The sequence below is a fragment of the Marinifilum flexuosum genome (assembly GCF_003610555.1).
GTDB classification, from domain to species: domain Bacteria; phylum Bacteroidota; class Bacteroidia; order Bacteroidales; family Marinifilaceae; genus Marinifilum; species Marinifilum flexuosum.
Genome location: NZ_RAPQ01000008.1, coordinates 1,608,842 through 1,630,314, shown reverse-complemented (window position 1 = coordinate 1,630,314; position 21,473 = coordinate 1,608,842). Strand labels below are relative to the sequence as shown.

Below are 21,473 nucleotides of genomic sequence, written 5' to 3'. Positions count from 1 at the left end.
TTAAGTTTTTTTAATCAGACAATAATGAATACTTCTATTAAAAAAAAGCATATTGGTGTTATCAGCAAGAAACAACATCGTGTATTTAAAGATTTCAGGGGGGAACTTACTCCTCTCGAATTTTCAGAACTTCCATTTAAAGTTCATCGCTTATTTTACGTTAAGAATGTACCTGCGGGAGCGATACGTGGTGAACATGCCCATTTTCAAACAAAACAATTTTTAATTTGCTTAAAAGGACAGATAGAGGTAGGACTGGAAACAAACAACTACAAAACAATACTATTGAACGAAAATGAAGGCGTTTTTATAGACAAAATGATTTGGGACTGGCAGCGCTTTCTTACCAACGATTCAATTCTTCTTGTTTTATGCTCATCAAGTTACAGCAAAGATGATTATATTTTTGACAAACAACATTTTTTAGATATACTTAACAATGAAGTCTCTATCAATAGTAATTCCTGTTTATAATGGTGCAAATTCAATAGGGCAGCTTGTACCTGAACTAATTGCCTCTTTTTCCCAACTTTTTAAGTTAGAAATTGTGCTTATAAACGATTGTTCTCCGGATGATTCTGAAAATAGGTGCATTCAACTTTTTGAAAAATACCCTCGATGGGTAAAGTTTTATTCACTGGCTAAAAATGTAGGAGAACATAATGCTGTTATGGCGGGACTAAACAAATGTTCCGGTGATAAAGTTGTCATTATGGATGATGATTTTCAAAACCCAACGGAAAGTGTTATTCAATTGGTAACCTATGCCAGCACTACTGATTTTGATGTGGTTTACTCTTATTATGATAGTAAGAAGCATTCCTTATTTCGAAATTTAGGTAGCAGATTCAACAATGCTGTTGCTTCGTGGATGCTCAAAAAACCAACCAATTTATATTTATCAAGCTTTAAGGTTCTTGATCGTTTTTTAGTGGAAGAAATTATAAAATACAACCACCCTTTTCCTTATATTGATGGACTTATTCTTAGAACAACTTCTAATATTGGAAAGGTAAAAGTTGTTCATAATGCCAGACAAAACGGAGAATCAGGATACACCTTAAGTAAGCTAATAAGCCTATGGTTAAACATGTTTACCAATTTTTCCATACTACCTCTGCGTGTTGCTATGATAACAGGTTTGATCATAGCAATGTGCGGTTTTATTTATGGAGGCATTACAATTGGTGAAAAATTGATAAATCCCAATTTACCTGTTGGTTATGCATCAACCATAGCAAGCATTACTCTATTTTCAGGTGTTCAACTTATGGCTATTGGTATGGTTGGAGAATATCTGGGTCGCTTGTTTCTATGTAACAATAAACATCCTCAATTCTCTATTCGTAAATCATATACACAAGAAGACCCAAACATTACTCATTGATTGAGTTAGCTACTCTAGGATTTTTTAAAAGTAGCCAGAGCAATATTTCCCTCATTTTTTTTGTAAAAACTCATTTATTATGCAGAATACACCTAAAGTATCAATTGTAATCCCGTCATATAACTCCGCTAAGTATATTACCGAAACAATTGAATCTATACTCACCTCCACCTATCAGGATTATGAAATAGTTATTGTTGATGATGGCTCAACTGACAATACCAAAAAGATAGTTGAAGATTTAAAAAAAAGATCTGATAAAATTCAATACTTATATCAAACCAACAAGGGACTTCCTGCTGCACGAAATTGTGGTATAAAATCAGCCAAAGGAGAATATATACTTCCTCTAGACGCTGATGATAGAATATCATCCGATTACATGGACGAAGCAGTTCAAGTTCTTGAGCAAAATGAAGATATAAAAATAGTATACTGTGAAGCTGAATTTTTTGGCGATCGAACCGGAAAATGGGAGCTCCCTCCTTTCTCGCTAAAAACCATAAGCCGTAAGAACATTATTTTTGCCTGCTCTTTTTATCGAAAAAAGGACTGGGAAAAGGCAGGAGGATATTCAGAAGAAATGACTTGGGGATGGGAAGACTGGGAATATTGGCTTTCAATTCTAGAACATGGAGGTACTGCCCATAAACTTCCTATTACTGGCTTTTATTACCGAATACACCCAAATTCTCTTAGAAAGGGATTTAATAAAGAAAAAAAGAAAAAGACCATCGATATTGTCAATAAAAAACATCAAGATTTTATTTTTAAATATCATAATGGCCCCTTGCGCTATCAACGCAAAATGTCAAAAGCCATTAATATAATTATTAAACTATTCAGCTTTGGTTTGAAAAAGTGGTAGGCACGCCTTTTATCAACAATTAAAATCTTTAATATAAAGCTTATAGGTATTCTTTTTATAATTATCTTGAGGCGAAATTAATCGACTCTGAGCATAGTAAGCCCCATTTGATTTATTCAAATGGTGCTTACTATGCGGTTTATAAATTGAATGCGGATGTATGACTTTCTAATTGTTGGGGCAGGACTTTATGGTGCTGTATTTGCTCAGCAAGCGATAAAAAAAGGGAAAAAAGTATTGGTCATTGAAAAACGTGACCACATTGCAGGTAATGCCTATTGCGAAAAACGTGCTGGAATTAATGTACACAAATTTGGCGCACACATATTTCACACCAGCAATGAAGAAGTTTGGGAGTATGTGAACCAATTTGCTAGTTTCAATAACTACGTAAATTCTCCTTTAGCCAATTATAAAGGAAAGATCTATAATCTTCCTTTTAACATGAATACTTTTTATCAGATGTGGGGAACCATCACACCTGATGAAGCAAAAGCTGAAATTGATAGGCAGCGAGCAAAGTATAAGGATACAGAACCAAGCAATCTGGAAGAACAAGCATTGTTTCTTGGAGGTGAAGATATCTATGAGAAACTGATCAAAGGATACACCGAAAAGCAATGGGGAAGACCAGCAACAGAAATTCCTGCATTTATCATCAAACGACTACCCTTCCGATTTACATACAACAATAATTACTTCAACGATCCATACCAGGGAATCCCTAAAGGAGGCTACAATGTATTGGTAGAAAATTTACTAAAAGGAGCTGAAGTAAAACTGGGTGTAGATTTCCTGGAGAACAAAGAGCATTACAAATCCATTGCTGATAAAATCATCTATACAGGTGAAATTGATCAGTATTTCGAATACCAGTATGGTCAGCTTGAGTATAGAAGTTTAAAGTTTGAACATGAATTAAAAGAGGATTGTGATAACTACCAGGGAAATGCCGTAGTGAACTATACCGAAAGAGAAGTGCCATTTACCCGTATTATAGAACACAAACATTTTGAGTTTGGCACTCAGCCTCAGACTATAATTACACGAGAATATCCAATGGATTGGGAAAAAGGAATGGAACCATATTATCCAATCAACGATGATCGCAATAATGCCCTATACGAAAAGTACAAGAGCTTAGGTGAGGCAGATGAGAAAGTAATTTTCGGCGGCCGCCTTGGAGAGTATAAATATTACGACATGGATAAGGTAATTGCCTCGGCCTTGAATAAGGCAGAAGAAATTTTATAATTGCTTAAGAATCTATACAAAATTAGAAGTCAAAATAAAGAATAGTTAAATGAAGATATATGTAGCTTACCACAAAGCAACCAAACAACTTAGCAAGGATAGCTTATATGAACCTTTACATGTTGGAAAAGGAATGTCGAAAGTTGACCTGGGAATGATTGGCGACGATACAGGTGATAACATTTCTGATAAAAATGGCTCTTTTTGCGAAGCTACAGGCATGTACTGGATGTGGAAAAATGCCAAAGATGACTATATTGGATTATCACATTACCGCAGATATTTCTCGAAAACAGATAAATCCTGGTACGAGAAGTTAATGCAAAAAATGATGTTCCTGATTGGATTGGGTAAAAAGAGAAAAGGAGTAATTTACGCCAAGGATTCTCAAAAAAGAAGAGATCAAATTCTTGACCTTGCTACCGCCAAAGAGATACTGGAAGATCATGACATTATCTTACCTGAGTTGCGTTTATTGAAGCGAAGCGTAAATGAGCAATATGCAATTAGAAGACCCAATAACGATTTGAATATCGTTGGCGATATCATCAATGAGAAGTTTCCTGAATACAGCGAAGCATTTAATAGCATGATGAGCAAGAATGAAATCTATGCTTGCAACATGTTTTTAATGAAGAAACCAGAATTCGATCGTTACATGGAATGGTTATTCGAAATCTTGTTTGAGTTAGAGAAAAGAGTTGACCTAACGGGATACAGCTCTTATCACCAACGTATTTATGGCTTTATTGCCGAGCGCTTGATTTTAGTTTGGCTTTCGAAAGAAAACTTAAAAATTAAAGAGTTACCAGTTTTATATTTCAATAAATTGTAATCCTGAACTGGAACTAAAATATTTTCTTACACTACAATATCCAACAAAATGAATACCGATTTTTGTTGGATATTTTTTTATTTAATAGCCTACTCTCTTACTTCTATTTACTAGCACCGGGAATATTCTAACCATCTCACCTCCTATTAACTCTATAATTAATTCTAGCGTATTTTCTTTTCGAATATCAATAACCACACATGCGAATTCAAAGTAAATGATAAAATTTTGTTTGTAACATTACCCTAAAAATACCTTTTCGGACTTTCCGTTAAGCTTTTTCTATCGTAGGAAAAGTATTTCCTGTCGTAGGAAAACATGTACGGAACATTTGTTAGAGCCAACGGAAGACAGAAACACATTTTCCTAAAGCAGAAAATGCTTTTTCTAAGCTCCGTTATGCCCAACGGGACTTAGGAAAACACTTTCCTAACTTCCGTTATACTTTTTTCACCTTCCGTATATCTTTTCCTATGATAGGAAAACATGTTTCTATTATCCGTACAACTTTTCCTACGGTAGGAAAATGTGTTTCTGTCTTCCGTTGGCGTTTTCCTATGATAGGAAAACACTTTCCTAACATCCGTTGGTGCTTTTCCAGCTTAGGAAAAGCTTTTCCTAAGTTAGGATAGCAAATTTTTTAGCTTCAAAAATCAGAATTTTGAAGTTTTTGAGGTGATTTTAGAAAAAACACAGACCAATCGGTCAATTATAATTATAAACTTAATGAGATATGCGAAAATATCCTAAAACACACGAAGCCTTTTATTCATCAATATTTTAGATATTTTTTCCTTTCTTCTTAGATAACTATATCTAAATTAAAAAATTCTTCCCAAAACAGGCTTTTGATTTTATCAACCGAAAATGTCTAATAATTACAGGTGTTTTACTTTTATTAAACCAGATGAAAATCTCAATTTTCGGAAAATTAAACATCACTTTATTAACATAGGCTTTTAACGGAAGTTCAGAAAATAAATATTTTAAAGAATTCTCGCTCATTTTTCTGTTAAAAAAGAAAAATTTCAACTTTTTTCAACAATGCTTAAAGCCTTATTTTATATGATATACGCAAGTTTTTCAATGGTTAAAGAAATTTTTTATTCGATTTACTTCTTGACATTTCGAAAAATACATCTCAACTTTATTATACGACACCTAGATAACAAAACATTAAACGATCGTTTTATGAATTTCTTTTTTAACATGAACTAAAAGCGAAATACCATGACACAAGTTAAACTTTCAAATGATTACATTGCAAAACCCGAAGACGAATTTAATGCTCAAGGCGAAAACATTGTTGCAAAACTTCTGGTTTATCAAGCTATTCTTGGTCTGAGTGATGAAGAAGTAGCAGAATTTACGGGGATAATTCAAAAAGACAAAGCATTGAGTGAAAAGAAAAACATCATTCAAGCCCAATCGCGTGCTACAACCAAAGAATATGATACAAACCATCCCCTATGCGTAAAAGCTTTTCGCAATTTCAGAAAAGCACTTGAAAACAATCCCAACTGTACTCCTGCAATCTTAGAGGATTTTGGACTGAGTTCTACACATCGTGTAATCGACACGGACACCCAAAAGCCTGAAATTCATGTAGATTTGATTTCTGGTGCTCCTCGCATTAAGTACACAAAATCTATTTTTGATGGTATTCGTTTGTTTTGCAGAATTAGCTATGGCGATCAGGAAATGGAATACGAAGAAACCATAACCCGACCATTCTGGAAAGATACCAAAGCTCGAATGGATCCTTTAAAACCTGAAACCAGAACTTACTATGCCTATTTCCTTTACAAAGGCCAAATTGTTGGTCAGAAATCAAATGTAGATAGCATTACCCTGGAGGCTTTGAGGTAAATTGACTTGTATAAATTAGGGCTACACTTTAAGGTGTAGCCTTTTTAAGCTGCCTAAAGACTTAACAGATCACTAAAAGTGGAGTTTAAAAAGGCAAAAATAAAAAGAGCAAGCCATAACAGCTTGCTCCTCTAACTAATCAAATGAAATACATCCTTTACCCAAAAGGGAATGTATTTCTGAACCCAATCGTTTATAATTTATGATTGGAGCAGGCAATAGCTACTATGCCCACTCCTCAACAATCATAAACTAATCAACTCTTAATATTTTATCCAAACACACTTCTAAATCCTTTCTCTCTTGGTGCCGGTATATACCAATGGTATTCGGCTAAATATTTCTTAAAAAAGAGAGTCTTCCGGTATAGTGGGAAAATAACAACCAGAAAACTCTCAACTCACTAACTAGTCATAGTTTTACAAAACAGGGATAAAATCAATTACATTAAAAATGCAATTTCACACTGTCTTTATATTTTCTTGGATACAATCGTCTTACCAAAACACATTAACTTCTGATAAAAAAATCCGGAATCATTTGGGACATAGCATTTCCATTTAGATGTAATTTTTATTCCAAGCACTTTTTAAGTGAAATACTATTTTTCAAGAAGTTTATTACCATTTATAACTTTCCCTAATAACTACTAGATTTTAAGAAAATCTTTGCTCATGATTTATAAATAAGAAGGAAAAATCTTTAGGATATGGAAAAATTAGTAATAAAAGAATCTGAAATCCTCTCCAGACCAAGCTGGAGAGGCACTCTTTAGTGTTTATTGTGTAAACAATTGTAGTTTATAATTTGCTAGAACGATGCATAGAATCTGTATGATGGATCGGGCATGTAGTACATTTCGTAATCGTAGATTTTACTTCCATCAGGATATTCAAAAATATCCAGGGCAAGACTCCATCCTGTCTCATTGAAAAGCATTTCCAATATTTGTTTCATATTGGCATCCGTATTAATAAAATCTTCCACTCCTTCAATATCAGAGATGATTTCACCGGTCCATTCCAATCGAAACTCACTCTCTCCATTCTTAATAACTTCCACCGGAAGGTATGCAGAAGTACCCCATACCGATCCTTTCAATAAGATCCCAGGACCATACACTTCACCTTCAGGAGAAGTATATTCCGCCCCAAGCTGAACATAGTTTACCACCGGTCCATCGTAAATCGGGCCTAGGATTTCAGTAAATTTACCAGACCAACTATCTGACCAGGGACTAAAATACCATGATTTGTTATAAGTGGTTTTCAAAACCTCGAACAAATAATCTGTTGCATTAGGATGAGAATGAATTGGAAGATCGGAACTTACCACTTCCCCTTCAAGACCTTCATCTGCTACTTCCCAGGTATCAAGATCAGCATTATAGGTTAATTTACTAAGGGTATCTCCCTCAATAACTAATGGATTTGCCAGCACGATACCATCCTTGGTAAAAACAAAGCTTGCCTCAGCAGTTTCATGTCGTTTCTCTCCAGTCCAGTACTTAATCCCGTAGAAGAAATCCTTTTTTTCAGGAAATCCAAGTGATGAATTTGAAATAAAAGCATCGAAAAATACTGATACAAAAGGAGTCTCTTCAGTAGCACCCATTCCTTTGGTTAAACGGATCCCTGTAAAGTTTGTATTGAATCTAGCTCTAAAATTCGCAAATTGCTCCTGAATAGCTGTAGTATCCCAATCTTCAGCTGTTGCTGGCTCAAGAACCATTTCAATGTCTTTTGCCTTACCTCTAAAGAATAGCTTGCCATTTTCTTCCTTCACATAAACAAACTCCAAATCGCTACCAACTCCGCCTGGCTCCCAGCCATTAGGTGTTACCAACCAATAAAAGACCTCATTCCATGAATTAAAGCTGAGTACTGTACCATTTTCGCTACGGATCTCAAATTCCGATGTGCTTGAATCAAATGGATTGGCTACCGTAACCTCCCCATTATTTTGTCCTTCTACCGGAACAAAATCAAAAAGGAAAAAATCACCAGCTTTCACTTTATCTCCCACTACCAAAATGGTTTTCCAACCATGTTCAGCATTAGCCAGTACATTTGTCAATTCAGCTTTCGCTTCATTTTTTCTTTCCGTTGGGTTTTTGTCGAACACCTCCTCAAAATCCTGGTCGCAGGAAGAAAAGACACACAAAACCAATAATAAATATAATATCTTGTTCATACGTTTAAATTTAATTTCCATTGATCGTATGAAATCCGCCATGATTACCCCCGAAATGCTATCAGGGCTTCTCTGAAAAAGAAGTATACCATAGCTCGTTCCATATCTTTCAATTAGTTATACAATTCAGCAACCGCAGTATCGATTCTTTTCTGCATTTCATACATATCGATACCCCACTTTTCTTTGTAATAGGTAGTTACCATGTCTACTTTGGTATGGAACTTATGCCAATTTTCCAATGTTTCCGGAGTCACTTTCCATCTAACAGGTGATTGGTCAAAATCTAATTCCCATCCCCAAAAATGGAGTTCATAATTCCAATCAGAAAGATACATGTCAGCATCCTGACTCGTTAAATTTCCATCGGCATCTTTAACTGCCAAATCATGATACAGGTAAGGTTCATTGGTATGACTCGCTAAAGAGAGCATTGAAGCTGCAATTTCTACCCAATCCTCATTTTCTTCAGACATCGAATAAGCGGTAATAAATCCATGCTTTTTGGCATCATCATTGTTAATATCCATCCAGTTCCCGGTATACTTCCCTTTGCTGATTTCCTTAAATTCATCAGGATAAAATTTGGTTTGATGCAATATGTGACCAAACTCGTGGTGCAGTGTATGGAATGATTTTACAACAGCTGTTCTTTTCATATCCAGAATTTGTTCAGGAGTCTCGCCCCCAAATAAATCCACCTCTGCAAATTTGTTCACATTAAAGATGGTTACTTTTTTTCCACCTTCTGCCAATCCAAGTGTCGTGGTTCCATCGGCATTATACTGGGGACTTCCTATAAGTACTAACAACTTAGGCATAAACTTATACATGAAATCCGGATTTCCACCTACTTTTGATTCTTCTTCATAGGTTTTGATCCAAAGGTTCAAGTATGCTTCCAAAAATTCTTTGGCCTTCTCCATTGTAGGAGGAACCACGTGGAAATCGTTAAATACTTCGGAATCATCCCATTTGTACTTCACCTTCACATTGTATGTTTTTGTAAGGTTCTCGTAAATCCACACATCCAGTTCATTCTGCAGTGCTTCGTCATAAGCTACTACTGACTCTTCACTCAATTCATCCTCCTTATCGCACGAAAAGAAAGAGAACAAGACTGTTGACATTAGTAGTAATATATATATTTTCTTCATGTCTATTTAGATTATTTCATTCACCAAAAAATTACCTTGCATTTGGCTGCAAACCATATTGCTGTGCCGGAATAGGAATTTGTAATACCTTTCTTGCATCATCTGCCTCAAGAATTACAGGTGTTCCATCCTTAACATTGTGCTCTACCTTCAGGTTAAAACGGCGAATATCGAACCATCTTAAACCATTATAGTAGAACTCTCTTCTTCGGGTATCAAGCACACAGTTCATGTAAGTTCTTTGCTTCTCTTCCTCAAATCCATACCATGGGTTAAGCGGAGATGCAGCATGTGAATCATTCAAGTATGCATCATTGATTTTCTCTTCAGTCACTTTATGGGTATCGGAATACCATTTGATACGTTTCTCAAAGTACAAGTCCAGATCCTGTTCTGCCTCACCATACTTTTTCAGCATCACATTGGCCTCAATGCGGTTAAACAAGGCTTCTTCAGCAACAATCTTTGGAGTCATTGCATAGTAGTAGCCAATATCTGAGTTGACATCCAGCCTTTTGAAGAAGAAACCCCATTTCACAATCAGATCATCACCTTCTCCAAAACTGGCAGATGACTGAGCCCAATCCCAATCTGAATTTATCAGAAAATTATTAGAAAATAAGTTTGCTTTGATATAAGGAGTATAAGCATACTGCGATGTAGCATGGAAATAGTGAAACCAATAAGTCACATTACTGGTTAGCATGAAATTTGCCGGCTCACTTGCCTTAGAATATTCAGCTACTTGTTCATTCAAGCCCATAGCTGCATACTTACCCGAAAGATCTCTTAGGTAAGATGACGGATTGCTCCCTAATGCTGCAGTTGAATAATCCACTACTTTTTGCCACTCTCCTTTGTACAAATAAAATCGCGATGCAAATGTATTGGCCGCTGCTCTGTTTAAATGATATTTTGGAACTTCATATGCTTCATCTTGTACATACTGTATTCCTTCTTCAATATCCTTTTCAATCAACTCATACACTTTAGCAACTGTTTCTCTTTTGTAATCCTTGAATACAACATCTTCCACCTCGGTTACATAAGGAACTCCCAGGTCACTTGCTGCAGTAGTAGAATTGTAAGGCTTTCCCCAAAGGTTCACCAACATAAAATGACAATAGGCTCTAACCATCAAAGCTTCACCATAGTATGGCAGGTATGATTCAGGGATCTCACCAGCAACGCGCTGCTTTTCGATGAACTCCAAGGCCTGGTTGGCATGTGAAATCGCATTGTAACATGCATCCCAATAATATGCCGGAGAATCCTGTCCATTATCGGTAAATTCTTCCCAAAAATACCCCTGTTGATTATTGATCTGTGTGAAATGACCAGGTCCCTTGTCATCAGCATTATCCGACATAGAGAAACAAAACATTCCATAGGTAGCTTCAGGATAAGCTGCGGTCAACAACTCTTTCACTTTCAATTCCGAATCCAACACTGTTCTGTTGTCCGGTGTGGTATCCAGGTATTCATCACACGACACGCACCCAAGTGTCATAATGAATGTCAGTATATATAATATTTTCTTGTTCATCTGTTTCAATTTTTAGAATCCTAATTTAAGCGAGAATGTATATTGTTTAGGCACCGGAAGAGCAACCCCTCCTGTTCCGAAAAATTCCGGATCCTGTCCGTTCAAAGCTTTATCGGAATACATTAACCACAAGTTCGTTCCCTGCGCTTTTAATGAAGCACTTGATAATCCTAATTTGCTTAAGAATTTTTTAGGAATTCTGTATTCCAGAGAAACTTCCTTCAAGCGGATGAAATCACCTTTTGCCACTCGTTGGTCAGAATAGTTATAAGCATTGTAGGTAGATTCCAACTCATAACCATACTTATCGTAGAGCTCTTTACTGGCGATAACCGGGATATTTGTATATTCTTCGTCTCCTGGCATCAGCCATCTGTTTTTCATATCTTTTGTAATGGCATCCATATCGCTGTAGGAAGCATGGAATGATGGATACAAACGGATCTTATTTCCAAACTGGTAGCTGCAGAATACATTCAATTTCCAATTCTTGTACTCAAAAATATTTGAGAATCCTCCTGTAACTTTAGGATCGATAGAACCTTCGTACTTCAAATGACTGATAGCGTTATCCTGAAAATACACCTGAGTAGTGATATTTCCATTTTCATCGTAGAATGTTGGTAAACCATATTCATTCAATCCAGCAAATGGGATAGAATACAAGCCGCGAACCGGACCTCCCTGCAAGGCACCACCTTCAGCTTTTACCAAATCATACACGATAGGTCTGTTTTTCAAGTTGGTGATTTCATTCTTGTTGAAAGCAAAGGTTAGGTTGGATGTCCAATTGAAATCATCACCCACAACATTTCTTGTTCCCAAGCTAAACTCAATCCCTTTGGAGGTCATATCGGCGTAGTTGGCAAACTTCCAACCTTCACCACCAACACCTGATGTTCTCACAAATGCAATCAGGTCAAAACCTTTTCTTTGGTAAGCATCTACACTTAATGAAATTCTGTTGAACAAGCTCATATCGAAACCAACATTGGTTTCATACTGCTTTTCCCAAGTTAATTCAGAGTTTTCCAGCGAAGCTGCAAACATCGCATTTTGCTTTTCAGAATCATATGGAGTTGTAGTAATGGCATTTCTATAAACAATAGAAGCATTGTTTGCAGGTCCCATAGAAGCTGTCAATCCATAAGTACCTCTGAAAGATAAGTTAGATAACCACTCCACATCGTATAAGAAAGCCTCTTCCTTTGCATTCCATTTCCCCGACAAGTTCCAAGTCGGTAAGTATCTTGCACTTTTGGATTGCCCCAATTGGTTCGAACCATCAACACGGGCAGTACCGTTAAAGGTATATTTTCCTTTGTATGAATACGCGAAATTGGCAAATGCTGCCACAAATCGATCTCTGAACTCCTGCATTCCAAAGTATGAGAATCCTGATTCATTGGTAGACTTGATGATGTTAGGATCTGTAAATACCGTTCCTCCTCTATTGTACTGGTAACCATATCCGTTGAAGTAATCACTTTGTCGATCTACATACTTCAATTCCTGTCCCAACATTACATTTACAGAGTGAATCTCATTGTATGTTTTGTTGAAGTTCAACATGTTTCTAATGTAGAAATTCTTCATTGTATTTGACTCCTTGTTGTAGAAGCCACCGTTAGGTAGAACAGAAATCTTTCTTGAGTTTGGATAAGTAATATCTCTCCAAAGATACTTATTGGCATCTGAAATTACAGGATCATCTATACCAGCATTATAAGCTGAAACCACATTTGAGCCCTCTTTAATAATGTGCTCATTTGAAGATTTCACGTAACGCATGGACCCTGTAAACTTATACTCTAAATGCTTGTTGAATTTGTAACCCAAATCAGCCTGAATAGATAAATCTAAAACATCCAGATTTATGTAGTTATTCTTGTACTCCTCCAAAATATTGAAAGGAGCATAATTCATTCTTACATACTCCAGGTTTCCATTCTCATCGTAAGGAGTGATGGTTCTGGTAGTATTCAATGCATAAGAGAATGGGTTGATATCGAACTCACGGGAATAATTTCCACTTACAACATCGTTACTTCGATTGAACGTTCCAGGTGTTTTTTGTTCACGAATAGAACCTTTTGTTTGAACTCCTACCGTAAGTTTATCTGTCACGTCGAAATCACCTCTCATATTCACAGTGTAACGGTCAACTCTATCGGCAATGGTCCATCCTTCATCATTCAACCATGAAGTTGACACATAAAACTTGGATGTTTCCGATCCTCCTGAAAAAGAAACAGAGTGATTTTGTTGCAATGAGTTTCTAAACAATACATCAAACCAGTCGGTATTGGCTCTTTCATATCTGCGTAAAAATCCTGCTTTCGCTTCATCAGTATGCTCTAGACCGTATTTACCATTCTCATAAGATTCAATTAAACTGTACATTTTGTGAAAAACACCAGCATCTTTTGATCGCATTACATCCGCATAACTCAACCACCCATTTTCTTCCATTTCAAGAAACATCTCCATCTGATCCTGTGAGTTCAGAATATCGTAATTGGCATAGTTAGGCTTCATTTTCATGGTGAATTCAGAGGTCACCCTGATAGAATTCTTACCTGCACGCCCTTTCTTGGTAGTAATTACAATTACACCGTTCATGGCGCGGGCACCATACAATGCAGTTGCTGATGCATCTTTCAAAATCTGAAAGCTTTCGATATCATCAGCATTGATACCAGCTACAGATGAAGAGATAAGAGTTGCAGCATCACCTGAAGACAATTGATCTGGCGAGATGTCAACAACATCTTCCAATACCACTCCATCAACTACCCAAAGTGGTTTGGTATCACCATAAATAGAGGAAGCTCCACGCACTCGAATTTTAGGTGCCGCTCCAAAAGTTCCCGATACATTCTGCACAGAAACCCCTGCTACTTTACCTTCCAACATACGTCCAACATCTGCAACACCGGCTACTTTTGCTTCTTCAGCTTTCAAGACCGTTGCAGAGCCTGTAAACAATTTTCGGTCGATTTTCTGGTAACCCGTTGTAACCACAACCTCAGCCAACTGTTCTGTTGAGGCAGTTAAAGTAATGTTTAGTTCTGTCTGATTGGTAACAAGTACTTCCTGAGGCTGCATTCCAATAAAAGAAAACACCAATGTCACCTCTCCATCAGGAAGTTCCAATGAAAAGTTTCCATCAAAATCGGTAGATACACCTGTATTTGAACCCTTTATAACTACAGATACTCCTGGAAGAGGTAAGCCCTTATCATCGGTTACGGTTCCTTTTATTTCTTTTTGCTGCTGTTGATCTTGAATCACAGGTTCTGGAGCTCTTTCCACAATCATGATCACATCATCTTGAAATTTACATTCCAAATCTGTTTCTTCAAAGACCTCACTCAAAACTTCCTCAACAGTAATATTTCCTACGTCTAAATCAATGGCTTGCAATCCTTCAATTTTATCTTCGTTAAAGATAAAACGTAAACCAGTTTGAGTTTTAATTTCATTTAGTACTTCTAATATGGTAGCATCTTCAAACTGCATACTTACTCTTTGGTTTTGAGAATAAATACTTGCAGAGGCTCCAAATGAAATTAATAGTACTAATAGAATAGTTATTTTCATTTCCACGAGGATTTTAAGCCATTTCCTTTGATGGAAATGTGCAAACAAATTGTTTTTTTTCATAATTTTGTAATGAAATGAGTTAAAATTTGAATAGAAACCGCCAAGTATCTATTCGATTATTGATTTCAAAACGGAAGGATCTGCAAATCTTTCCGTTTTTTATTTAGAATTAATTATTTAGCCATTACTACAATGGTATTTTTGTTAATTTCAAATTTCACATTTGAGGTTTCCTGTATAAAGTACAACAAACTACTCACATCAGCATATCTTTCCATATCACCCGAAAACCGGAAATCCTTGCATTTTTCATTCATGTAAAACACCTTCACGTTGTACCAGCGTTCCAAACGCAACATGATATTTTCCAGTGATTCGTTCTCAAAAACAAAATCGCCATCCTTCCAGGCAATGTATGGTCGAACATTCACTTTTTGAATTTCGATTGTTCCCAATTGCATGTCTGCCAAGCTCAATTCTCCTGGCTTCAGTTTTTCTTCAGCACTTTTAGGACTAGCTCTTACCCCAACTGAACCTTCTACCAAAACAGTTTTGATCTCTTCCTGACTGTAGGCATTGATACAAAATTCCGTACCATATACTTTGACCTCCTGATTATAAGAATTCACAATAAAAGCTTTGTCTTTATCATGAACCACATCGAAATAAGCTTCGCCTTTTAAATATACTTTTCGATTCTTTCCTGTAAACTGAACCGGGTAACGCAACTCTGAATCTGCATTCAGCCACACTCTGGTTCCATCGGCCAATTGCATGCTAAACTCGTTTCCCCGAGCAGTTTTTAGTGTATTGTAAATTAATTTATTTGAGCTTGTTTCACCTTTAGAATATTCCAGGCCAGTTTTCGAATCCAACTGAATGAATGAACCATCTTTTTCTTTTATCTTTTGGTGATGATCTTCAACAGCTACCTGTTTTCCTGTTGACAAAATCAGTTGAGCTCCTTTCTTTCCTGGCTGAATGGTTTGATTTGCTGAAATCAATTCTTGATTTTCCTGATACTGATTCCATAAATAAGGAACTGAGAGACTCAATATCACAATAACACTGGCCGCAGCTGCTATCCAACCCATGTAACGAACACGAGAATTAAGTCGATTCTCGAATTTCTTCAATTCTTTTTTCGTGTCAATCTGATTGGATTTTAAACTCCAACGCACAAACAAAGATTTTTTCAGAATCTTTTCGTAGATCTTTTGATTCTCGTCAGAAGAATTGATCCATGCCTCCATAGATTTCCTACCTTCCTCATTGAGTCCTCCTGAAATGTAATCTACAATTTCCTGGTATTTTTGATCGTTAATATCCATTTTTCTTTTTCTTACTAGTGCACTTTCACTACAAGTACAGGAAAAAACGAAAAACGGTTGACAAGAATTTCTATTTTTTTGAAAAAAAGTAAAGAAGAAAGAAATCACCCAATTTCTCAGAACTGGTTCTTAGTATTTTAAGAGATCTAACCAAATGGGTTTTTACCGTTTGAAGTGAAATATTTAACTCATCAGCAACTTCTTGGTATTTCATACCTCTCAAGTAAATACACTTGACTACTTCTCTCCCACGTTCTGGTAATTTTTCAACTTCTTCTAGAATTTTGGCTACAATTTCCTCTTTATTGGATTCAAATTCGTCGTAGATTTTATCGAAACTATCAATATCAGTTGTGTCTTTAAGCACATCTATTTTTTCAAGCTTATTGTAACACGAATTCTTAACGGCAACATGCAAATAGGAAGTTAGTTTATCAGGATTCCAATTTCGGTAAGTTTTTTTCCTCCATATGCCAACAAAAAGTTCCTGCACCAAATCTTGAGATTGATCCATATCGTTTAAAAAAGTATCTGCCCAAATCACTAAAGGTTCGAAATACTTTTTAAAGAGTAGATTCATTCCCTGCTTATTATCAGCAGATAACAATTCGCATATGTACTTATCGGTGGTTCTCATGGTTAAATTAGGTGCTCAAAGCTTGTAATTTTTTTTGGTTTCTGCAAACTCTCTACACAGCTATGTACTGAAAGCTTAATTGCAAAGTAATACACCCAATAAATCCAGTAAGATTGCAAATAGTTTGCTCTTTCCATCTCAAACATGGTATTTTTCACCATTCGACTTCTCCAGTTTTTTTTGACTTTACAACAGTTTGACAGCTAAACTTGGATGCATAAAAAAAGCCCGGTATAAAACCGAGCTTCTCTATATCATTTGATGGTAACACCAATTTTATTCCCAATCCAGGATTACTTTTCCGCAATCTCCTTTTTCCATAATTTCGAAACCCTTCTGGAATTCATCAGCTTTAAAGCGGTGGGTAATCATAGGTGAAAGATCTAAACCACTCATTAGCATTTGTTCCATTTGGTACCATGTTTCGTACATTTCACGACCATAAATTCCTTTCAACTGAAGACTCTTGAAGATGATATCAGTCCAGTTCACAGTAGTTTGTGATGGTAGAATTCCTAATAATGAAATCTTTCCTGAGTTGTACATGTGTCCAACCATATCGTTGAAAGCAGCTGGAGCACCAGAACATTCCAAACCTATATCGAAACCAATCATACCAAGATCCTTGATTACATCATCCAAACTTTCTTCCATTGGATTGATTACGCGATCAGCACCCATTTTCTTAGCCAACTCAATTCTGAAAGGATTAGTTTCCGTAGCAACAACATATCGTGCACCTGCAAATTTTGCTACTGCAACACACATGCTACCAATTAATCCAGCACCAGTTACCAATACATCTTCACCAATTAAAGAGAATGAAAGAGCTGTGTGAGTAGCATTTCCAAATGGATCCATAATGGCCAACATCTCATCAGGAATTTTGTCGCTCATTTTCATCAAATTCGATGCTGGAATAGCAGCATACTCAGCAAAAATACCATCGATATTTACACCAATACCTACTGTATTTTCACAAACATGCTTACGACCTCTTCTACAGTTACGACAGTGTCCACAAGCAATATGACCTTCACCTGTTACACGATCGCCAATTTCGAAACCAGTAACACCTGCTCCAATTTGTGCAACTTCACCAACATATTCGTGACCAATAATCATTCCTGGTTTGATGGTATTTTGTGACCATTCATCCCACTTATAAATGTGTAAATCGGTACCACAAATTGCAGTTTTCTTAATTTTTACAAGAACGTCGTTTACTCCTATTTCAGGAATATCTACTTCTTCCATCCAAAGACCTTTTTCTGGCTTGGATTTTACAAGAGCTTTCATTTTAGCCATGATGATGTATGTGTTTGTTGTTTTTGTTGAAAATCTAAACTGTTCTTTTCTACAGATTTAATTAATCGACATCTGCAAAAAAGCCTCACACAAAGTAAAAAAACTTGACCTTAAATTCAAGCCTTGTATTACCTATTAAGTAAATAAAACTGAATGTTCTGAATTGCAGCTTAAGAATTAGTCGAAATTGCGGATAAAGTTTTAATATTCCAGTAATATTTACTTTGAATATTCAATTTTTAAATAATTTACACCAGAATTATTCACAGACTGCAATTTTCCTGCTCTTCCAATTCTGTCGATTGCAATATCACTAATTGAAGAAAATCCCATTTTGTAACCTGCAGAATTCACCGCAAGCTTTTCATGCTTTTGAATACAGATAAACTTTCGATTTGAATCCTGTGATTGATTCATTTTGTAAACGGCATGAGCAGTGCTAGCCGAGCCTGCAAAAATATCCAACACAATATCTTCCTTACCCGACAGCTGATCGAAAAGAAATATTAACAAGTCCGTAGGTTTTGGATGTTTAAATGGTATTTCTTCAGGGTACAACTCTTTCAACTCCTTTGTTCCCTTTAAGCCCGGAATACCAGTGATGATTGATGAAAGTGGTTTTTTCTCACTTCTCAATTCATTGCGATATTTCTTCAATAAAAATCGCTTCCCTTTTTCTTTTGGAAATACCATTTTTCCTGATTTCGTCCACTCTTCAACTCTTGCTTTAGAAAAAGCCCAATATCTGCCATTTGGTGGCAAATATTCTTCATTGGTAATGGGATTTACAATCTGAAATCTTGAGTTTTCATTGCCACTTGCTGCAGTTGGATTATCGGGAATCCATTCTCCATTTACATCACAATCAGGATTGGAATAATTCGAAAAATCCTTTTCTTCTCCCTTAAACTTTAGCTTTGATTTATCCTTGGCATAAACAAGAATGTACTCATGAATTGTTGAGAATAAGTTCACCGAATCATTGCTAATGCTACGGTTCTCCCAAATAAAGCAAGCAATAAAATTCTCTTCCCCATACACCTCATTACAAATCAACTGTAAATTATTTTTCTCCGATTCATCTATCGAGATTACCACGGCTCCATCATCAGTTAAAAGATCTTTGGTTAGTATCAAACGAGGTAAAATCATATTCAACCATTGGGTATGAATTTCTCCACTTTCAATTCTGTGTTGGGTAAGTTCATCAACCCTACCAATATTAAATTGGTTCAGGTATTCAAGATAATCATCTGCTGCCAAATGGTAATTATCGCTAAATGCAAAGTTTTTACCCGTATTGTAAGGAGGATCGATGTATATCAATTTTATTTTCTCTTGGTAATCCTTCCTAAGAAGTTTGAGAGCATCCAGGTTATCTCCTTCAATAAACAGGTTCTTCGATTTTTTAGGTAAAATCGATTTATCTTTTACCAAAACAAGCTCTGCATCACAATTTGCTTTGGCAGAATCAAAAGCTAACTTTTTATCGTACCATGAAAGTTCATAGTTTGCATGATCAACAAAAGCATCTTCACCAACAAAAGCTTTCAATTTCTGAATATCGAGCACTTCTCCTTCAAAGATCTCTGGCAAAATTGCCTTCAATTCTCTTAATTGCTTTTGCTTTTTATATGAACTTAAAAGTGATGAATTATTGGTCATGATGTTTTAGGTAAGCGATAATCTGTAACGCAAACCTAACACATTTCCCATTGGTAAAAAAATTTGATTGTATCGAAACCTAGCACTCTTCAGCCAACAACAACTTATCAAATAAATAATCATCATTGCCAGTAATTCTTACTGTGTAAGCATCTTCAGGTAAATTTCCTGGTAAAGATTCTTCACAATATCGATTTTGCGAGTCAAGACTCAAGTAAACAACATCTCCTTCAAGATTAATTACCTCAATTCTATACATTCCTTCTTTATATGCTTCCATGATTTTAGATTATAGTTTCGTTAATGCTAATCTACGAAAGGCATTTCCATGAGATGTTTCACATAGGTTAATTAAAACTGATTAAATTGTTACAGGCAAAATTTTAAATTTCCTCACGCTGCGCAACTTTATCCTTTATACTTAAAGCTGATAACTCTTCTTTGATCATTGTTTACTGCCAATTGTTATTACCTTTGCGCCATGCAAATAAAAACTGAGGATATTTTAAAAAAGCTGGGCATTCAGCAACTGAATGAGATGCAAAATGTTTGTGCCAAATCGTGGGTTAAATCGAATGATTTAGTTCTATTATCTCCTACAGGTTCCGGAAAAACACTAGCATTTCTTTTGCCAATGCTGAAAGATCTAAATTCCGATCAAACGGGAGTTCAGGCACTTGTTCTTTCACCTGCTCGAGAGTTATCTCTGCAAATTGAATCTGTTTTTAAAGATATGGGAACTTCCTATAAGGTGAATTGCTGCTACGGTGGCCACTCTATGCGAACTGAAAAGAACAATTTGCAAAATCCACCTTCTGTATTAATAGGAACCCCTGGTAGAGTTGCCGATCACATTCGTAGAGAGAATTTTGATACTTCAGGAATTAAATTTCTAATTCTTGATGAGTTCGATAAAGCTCTTGAATTGGGATTTCAAAAAGAAATGAATGAAGTAATTAAATCATTACCTCGAAATGTAAAGAAAGTTCTTACATCGGCTACACAGGGAATTGAAATTCCAGAGTTTGCGCGAATGAACTCTCCTAAGGAAATTAATTTTCTGCCAAAACAAAAGGCCATTGCCTTAACACAGCGTAAGGTGATAGCTGATGACAAAGACAAATTGGATGCTTTGTACAGGTTAATCTGTACTGTTGGAGATCAACCTGGCTTGGTTTTCTGCAATCACAGAGATGCAGTTGAACGAATTGCTGATTTGTTAAAGGAACAAAATATCAGCTGCGATATATTTCATGGAGGACTGGAGCAAGCAGACAGGGAACGTGCTTTAATCAAGTTCCGCAATGGTAGCAACCATTTGTTAATTACTACCGATTTGGCATCAAGAGGCTTGGACATTCCTGAAATTCAAAATGTAATTCATTACCAATTGCCAAAAGTAGAGGAAGCATTTATTCACAGAAATGGTAGAACAGCCAGAATGCATGCAAAAGGCAATTCATTTATTGTATTGGCCGAAGAAGAAAAAGTTCCTGAATTTATTTCTGATGACATTCCGTTTTTCTCTCTTAAAAGTGAAGTGCAAATCCCCATCGCTCCCATTTGGGAAACCCTTTATATTGGTTTAGGTAAGAAGGAGAAAATTAATAAAGTAGACTTGGTTGGATTCTTCTTTAAAAAAGGAAACTTACAAAAAGACGAACTTGGAAAAATTGATGTGCTGGATCATACTTCTTTCGTAGCTGTAAAAAGAGGTTTAGGAAATAAGCTTGCCAATAAATTGAAGAACGAAAGAGTAAAGAAGAAGAAAATTAAGATTCAAGTTTCAAAATAACTTTACAGTTACCAGTGAGTAG

At 36.0% G+C, this 21,473-nt stretch carries 16 protein-coding genes; 7 read left to right on the top strand and 9 right to left on the bottom strand.

Going from position 1 to position 21,473, the window contains the following annotated elements:
- Positions 1 to 24 precede the first annotated feature (24 nt).
- From BXY64_RS06670 to BXY64_RS06640, 6 genes are all read left to right on the top strand, one after another.
- Complete coding sequence (locus BXY64_RS06670) at positions 25 to 474, top strand: sugar 3,4-ketoisomerase (protein WP_170150592.1); 450 nt, start codon at positions 25 to 27, stop codon at positions 472 to 474.
- The gene (locus BXY64_RS06665) at positions 440 to 1,387 is read left to right on the top strand and encodes a glycosyltransferase family 2 protein (protein WP_120239118.1); all 948 of its coding nucleotides are present in this window, start codon (positions 440 to 442) and stop codon (positions 1,385 to 1,387) included. Before BXY64_RS06670 ends, BXY64_RS06665 begins: the two co-directional genes overlap by 35 nt.
- A 79-nt stretch (positions 1,388 to 1,466) precedes the next feature.
- Entirely contained in the window at positions 1,467 to 2,255 is a 789-nt protein-coding gene (locus BXY64_RS06660; RefSeq protein WP_120239117.1) for a glycosyltransferase family 2 protein, read from the top strand.
- Positions 2,256 to 2,411: 156 nt separating this feature from the next.
- On the top strand, positions 2,412 to 3,509 hold the full coding sequence (glf, locus tag BXY64_RS06655; protein ID WP_120239116.1) for a UDP-galactopyranose mutase: 1,098 nt from the start codon (positions 2,412 to 2,414) through the stop codon (positions 3,507 to 3,509).
- A gap of 49 nt (positions 3,510 to 3,558) precedes the next feature.
- Positions 3,559 to 4,344, top strand: coding sequence for a DUF4422 domain-containing protein (locus tag BXY64_RS06650; protein ID WP_120239115.1), 786 nt, complete (start codon positions 3,559 to 3,561; stop codon positions 4,342 to 4,344).
- Between the two features lie 1,230 nt (positions 4,345 to 5,574).
- Entirely contained in the window at positions 5,575 to 6,213 is a 639-nt protein-coding gene (locus BXY64_RS06640; RefSeq protein ID WP_120239113.1) for a hypothetical protein, read from the top strand.
- An 810-nt stretch (positions 6,214 to 7,023) separates the two neighbouring features.
- Here the strand turns inward: BXY64_RS06640 and BXY64_RS06635 are convergent.
- The 9 genes from BXY64_RS06635 to BXY64_RS06595 form a co-directional block, all read right to left on the bottom strand.
- Positions 7,024 to 8,406, bottom strand: a complete 1,383-nt coding sequence (locus tag BXY64_RS06635) for a DUF4302 domain-containing protein (RefSeq protein ID WP_170150591.1) — start codon at positions 8,404 to 8,406, stop codon at positions 7,024 to 7,026.
- 113 nt (positions 8,407 to 8,519) lie between these two features.
- On the bottom strand, positions 8,520 to 9,563 hold the full coding sequence (locus BXY64_RS06630; protein ID WP_120239111.1) for a substrate import-associated zinc metallohydrolase lipoprotein: 1,044 nt from the start codon (positions 9,561 to 9,563) through the stop codon (positions 8,520 to 8,522).
- Between the two features lie 31 nt (positions 9,564 to 9,594).
- On the bottom strand, positions 9,595 to 11,109 hold the full coding sequence (locus BXY64_RS06625) for a RagB/SusD family nutrient uptake outer membrane protein (RefSeq protein WP_120239110.1): 1,515 nt from the start codon (positions 11,107 to 11,109) through the stop codon (positions 9,595 to 9,597).
- Positions 11,110 to 11,121: 12 nt separating this feature from the next.
- A complete protein-coding gene (locus BXY64_RS06620) occupies positions 11,122 to 14,712 on the bottom strand; it encodes a SusC/RagA family TonB-linked outer membrane protein (RefSeq protein ID WP_120239778.1) in 3,591 nt (1,196 codons plus the stop codon).
- Positions 14,713 to 14,888: 176 nt separating this feature from the next.
- On the bottom strand, positions 14,889 to 16,046 hold the full coding sequence (locus tag BXY64_RS06615) for a FecR family protein (RefSeq protein WP_120239109.1): 1,158 nt from the start codon (positions 16,044 to 16,046) through the stop codon (positions 14,889 to 14,891).
- A gap of 70 nt (positions 16,047 to 16,116) precedes the next feature.
- Positions 16,117 to 16,683 carry a sigma-70 family RNA polymerase sigma factor gene (locus BXY64_RS06610; protein WP_120239108.1) on the bottom strand — a complete coding sequence of 189 codons (567 nt, stop codon included), beginning with the start codon at positions 16,681 to 16,683 and terminating at the stop codon, positions 16,117 to 16,119.
- Positions 16,684 to 16,959: 276 nt separating this feature from the next.
- Positions 16,960 to 17,991: an L-threonine 3-dehydrogenase gene (gene tdh, locus BXY64_RS06605; protein WP_245996612.1), complete on the bottom strand. Its 1,032-nt coding sequence runs from the start codon at positions 17,989 to 17,991 to the stop codon at positions 16,960 to 16,962.
- Positions 17,992 to 18,210: 219 nt separating this feature from the next.
- Positions 18,211 to 19,656 carry a site-specific DNA-methyltransferase gene (locus BXY64_RS06600; RefSeq protein WP_120239107.1) on the bottom strand — a complete coding sequence of 482 codons (1,446 nt, stop codon included), beginning with the start codon at positions 19,654 to 19,656 and terminating at the stop codon, positions 18,211 to 18,213.
- A 79-nt stretch (positions 19,657 to 19,735) separates the two neighbouring features.
- Entirely contained in the window at positions 19,736 to 19,936 is a 201-nt protein-coding gene (locus BXY64_RS06595; protein WP_120239106.1) for a hypothetical protein, read from the bottom strand.
- A 201-nt stretch (positions 19,937 to 20,137) separates the two neighbouring features.
- On the opposite strand from BXY64_RS06595, the gene BXY64_RS06590 reads away from it, so the two are divergent.
- Positions 20,138 to 21,451: a DEAD/DEAH box helicase gene (locus BXY64_RS06590; protein ID WP_120239105.1), complete on the top strand. Its 1,314-nt coding sequence runs from the start codon at positions 20,138 to 20,140 to the stop codon at positions 21,449 to 21,451.
- Positions 21,452 to 21,473 lie beyond the last annotated feature (22 nt).

Excerpts from the sequence above, each read along its gene's own strand:
- BXY64_RS06670 (WP_170150592.1), top strand. The coding sequence starts at position 25 with ATGAATACTTCTATTAAAAAAAAGCATATTGGTGTTATCAGCAAGAAA.
- BXY64_RS06665 (WP_120239118.1), top strand. The coding sequence starts at position 440 with ATGAAGTCTCTATCAATAGTAATTCCTGTTTATAATGGTGCAAATTCA.
- BXY64_RS06660 (WP_120239117.1), top strand. The coding sequence starts at position 1,467 with ATGCAGAATACACCTAAAGTATCAATTGTAATCCCGTCATATAACTCC.
- glf (WP_120239116.1), top strand. The coding sequence starts at position 2,412 with ATGTATGACTTTCTAATTGTTGGGGCAGGACTTTATGGTGCTGTATTT.
- BXY64_RS06650 (WP_120239115.1), top strand. The coding sequence starts at position 3,559 with ATGAAGATATATGTAGCTTACCACAAAGCAACCAAACAACTTAGCAAG.
- BXY64_RS06640 (WP_120239113.1), top strand. The coding sequence starts at position 5,575 with ATGACACAAGTTAAACTTTCAAATGATTACATTGCAAAACCCGAAGAC.
- BXY64_RS06635 (WP_170150591.1), bottom strand. The coding sequence starts at position 8,406 with ATGAACAAGATATTATATTTATTATTGGTTTTGTGTGTCTTTTCTTCC.
- BXY64_RS06630 (WP_120239111.1), bottom strand. The coding sequence starts at position 9,563 with ATGAAGAAAATATATATATTACTACTAATGTCAACAGTCTTGTTCTCT.
- BXY64_RS06625 (WP_120239110.1), bottom strand. The coding sequence starts at position 11,109 with ATGAACAAGAAAATATTATATATACTGACATTCATTATGACACTTGGG.
- BXY64_RS06620 (WP_120239778.1), bottom strand. The coding sequence starts at position 14,712 with ATGAAAATAACTATTCTATTAGTACTATTAATTTCATTTGGAGCCTCT.
- BXY64_RS06615 (WP_120239109.1), bottom strand. The coding sequence starts at position 16,046 with ATGGATATTAACGATCAAAAATACCAGGAAATTGTAGATTACATTTCA.
- BXY64_RS06610 (WP_120239108.1), bottom strand. The coding sequence starts at position 16,683 with ATGAGAACCACCGATAAGTACATATGCGAATTGTTATCTGCTGATAAT.
- tdh (WP_245996612.1), bottom strand. The coding sequence starts at position 17,991 with ATGGCTAAAATGAAAGCTCTTGTAAAATCCAAGCCAGAAAAAGGTCTT.
- BXY64_RS06600 (WP_120239107.1), bottom strand. The coding sequence starts at position 19,656 with ATGACCAATAATTCATCACTTTTAAGTTCATATAAAAAGCAAAAGCAA.
- BXY64_RS06595 (WP_120239106.1), bottom strand. The coding sequence starts at position 19,936 with ATGGAAGCATATAAAGAAGGAATGTATAGAATTGAGGTAATTAATCTT.
- BXY64_RS06590 (WP_120239105.1), top strand. The coding sequence starts at position 20,138 with ATGCAAATAAAAACTGAGGATATTTTAAAAAAGCTGGGCATTCAGCAA.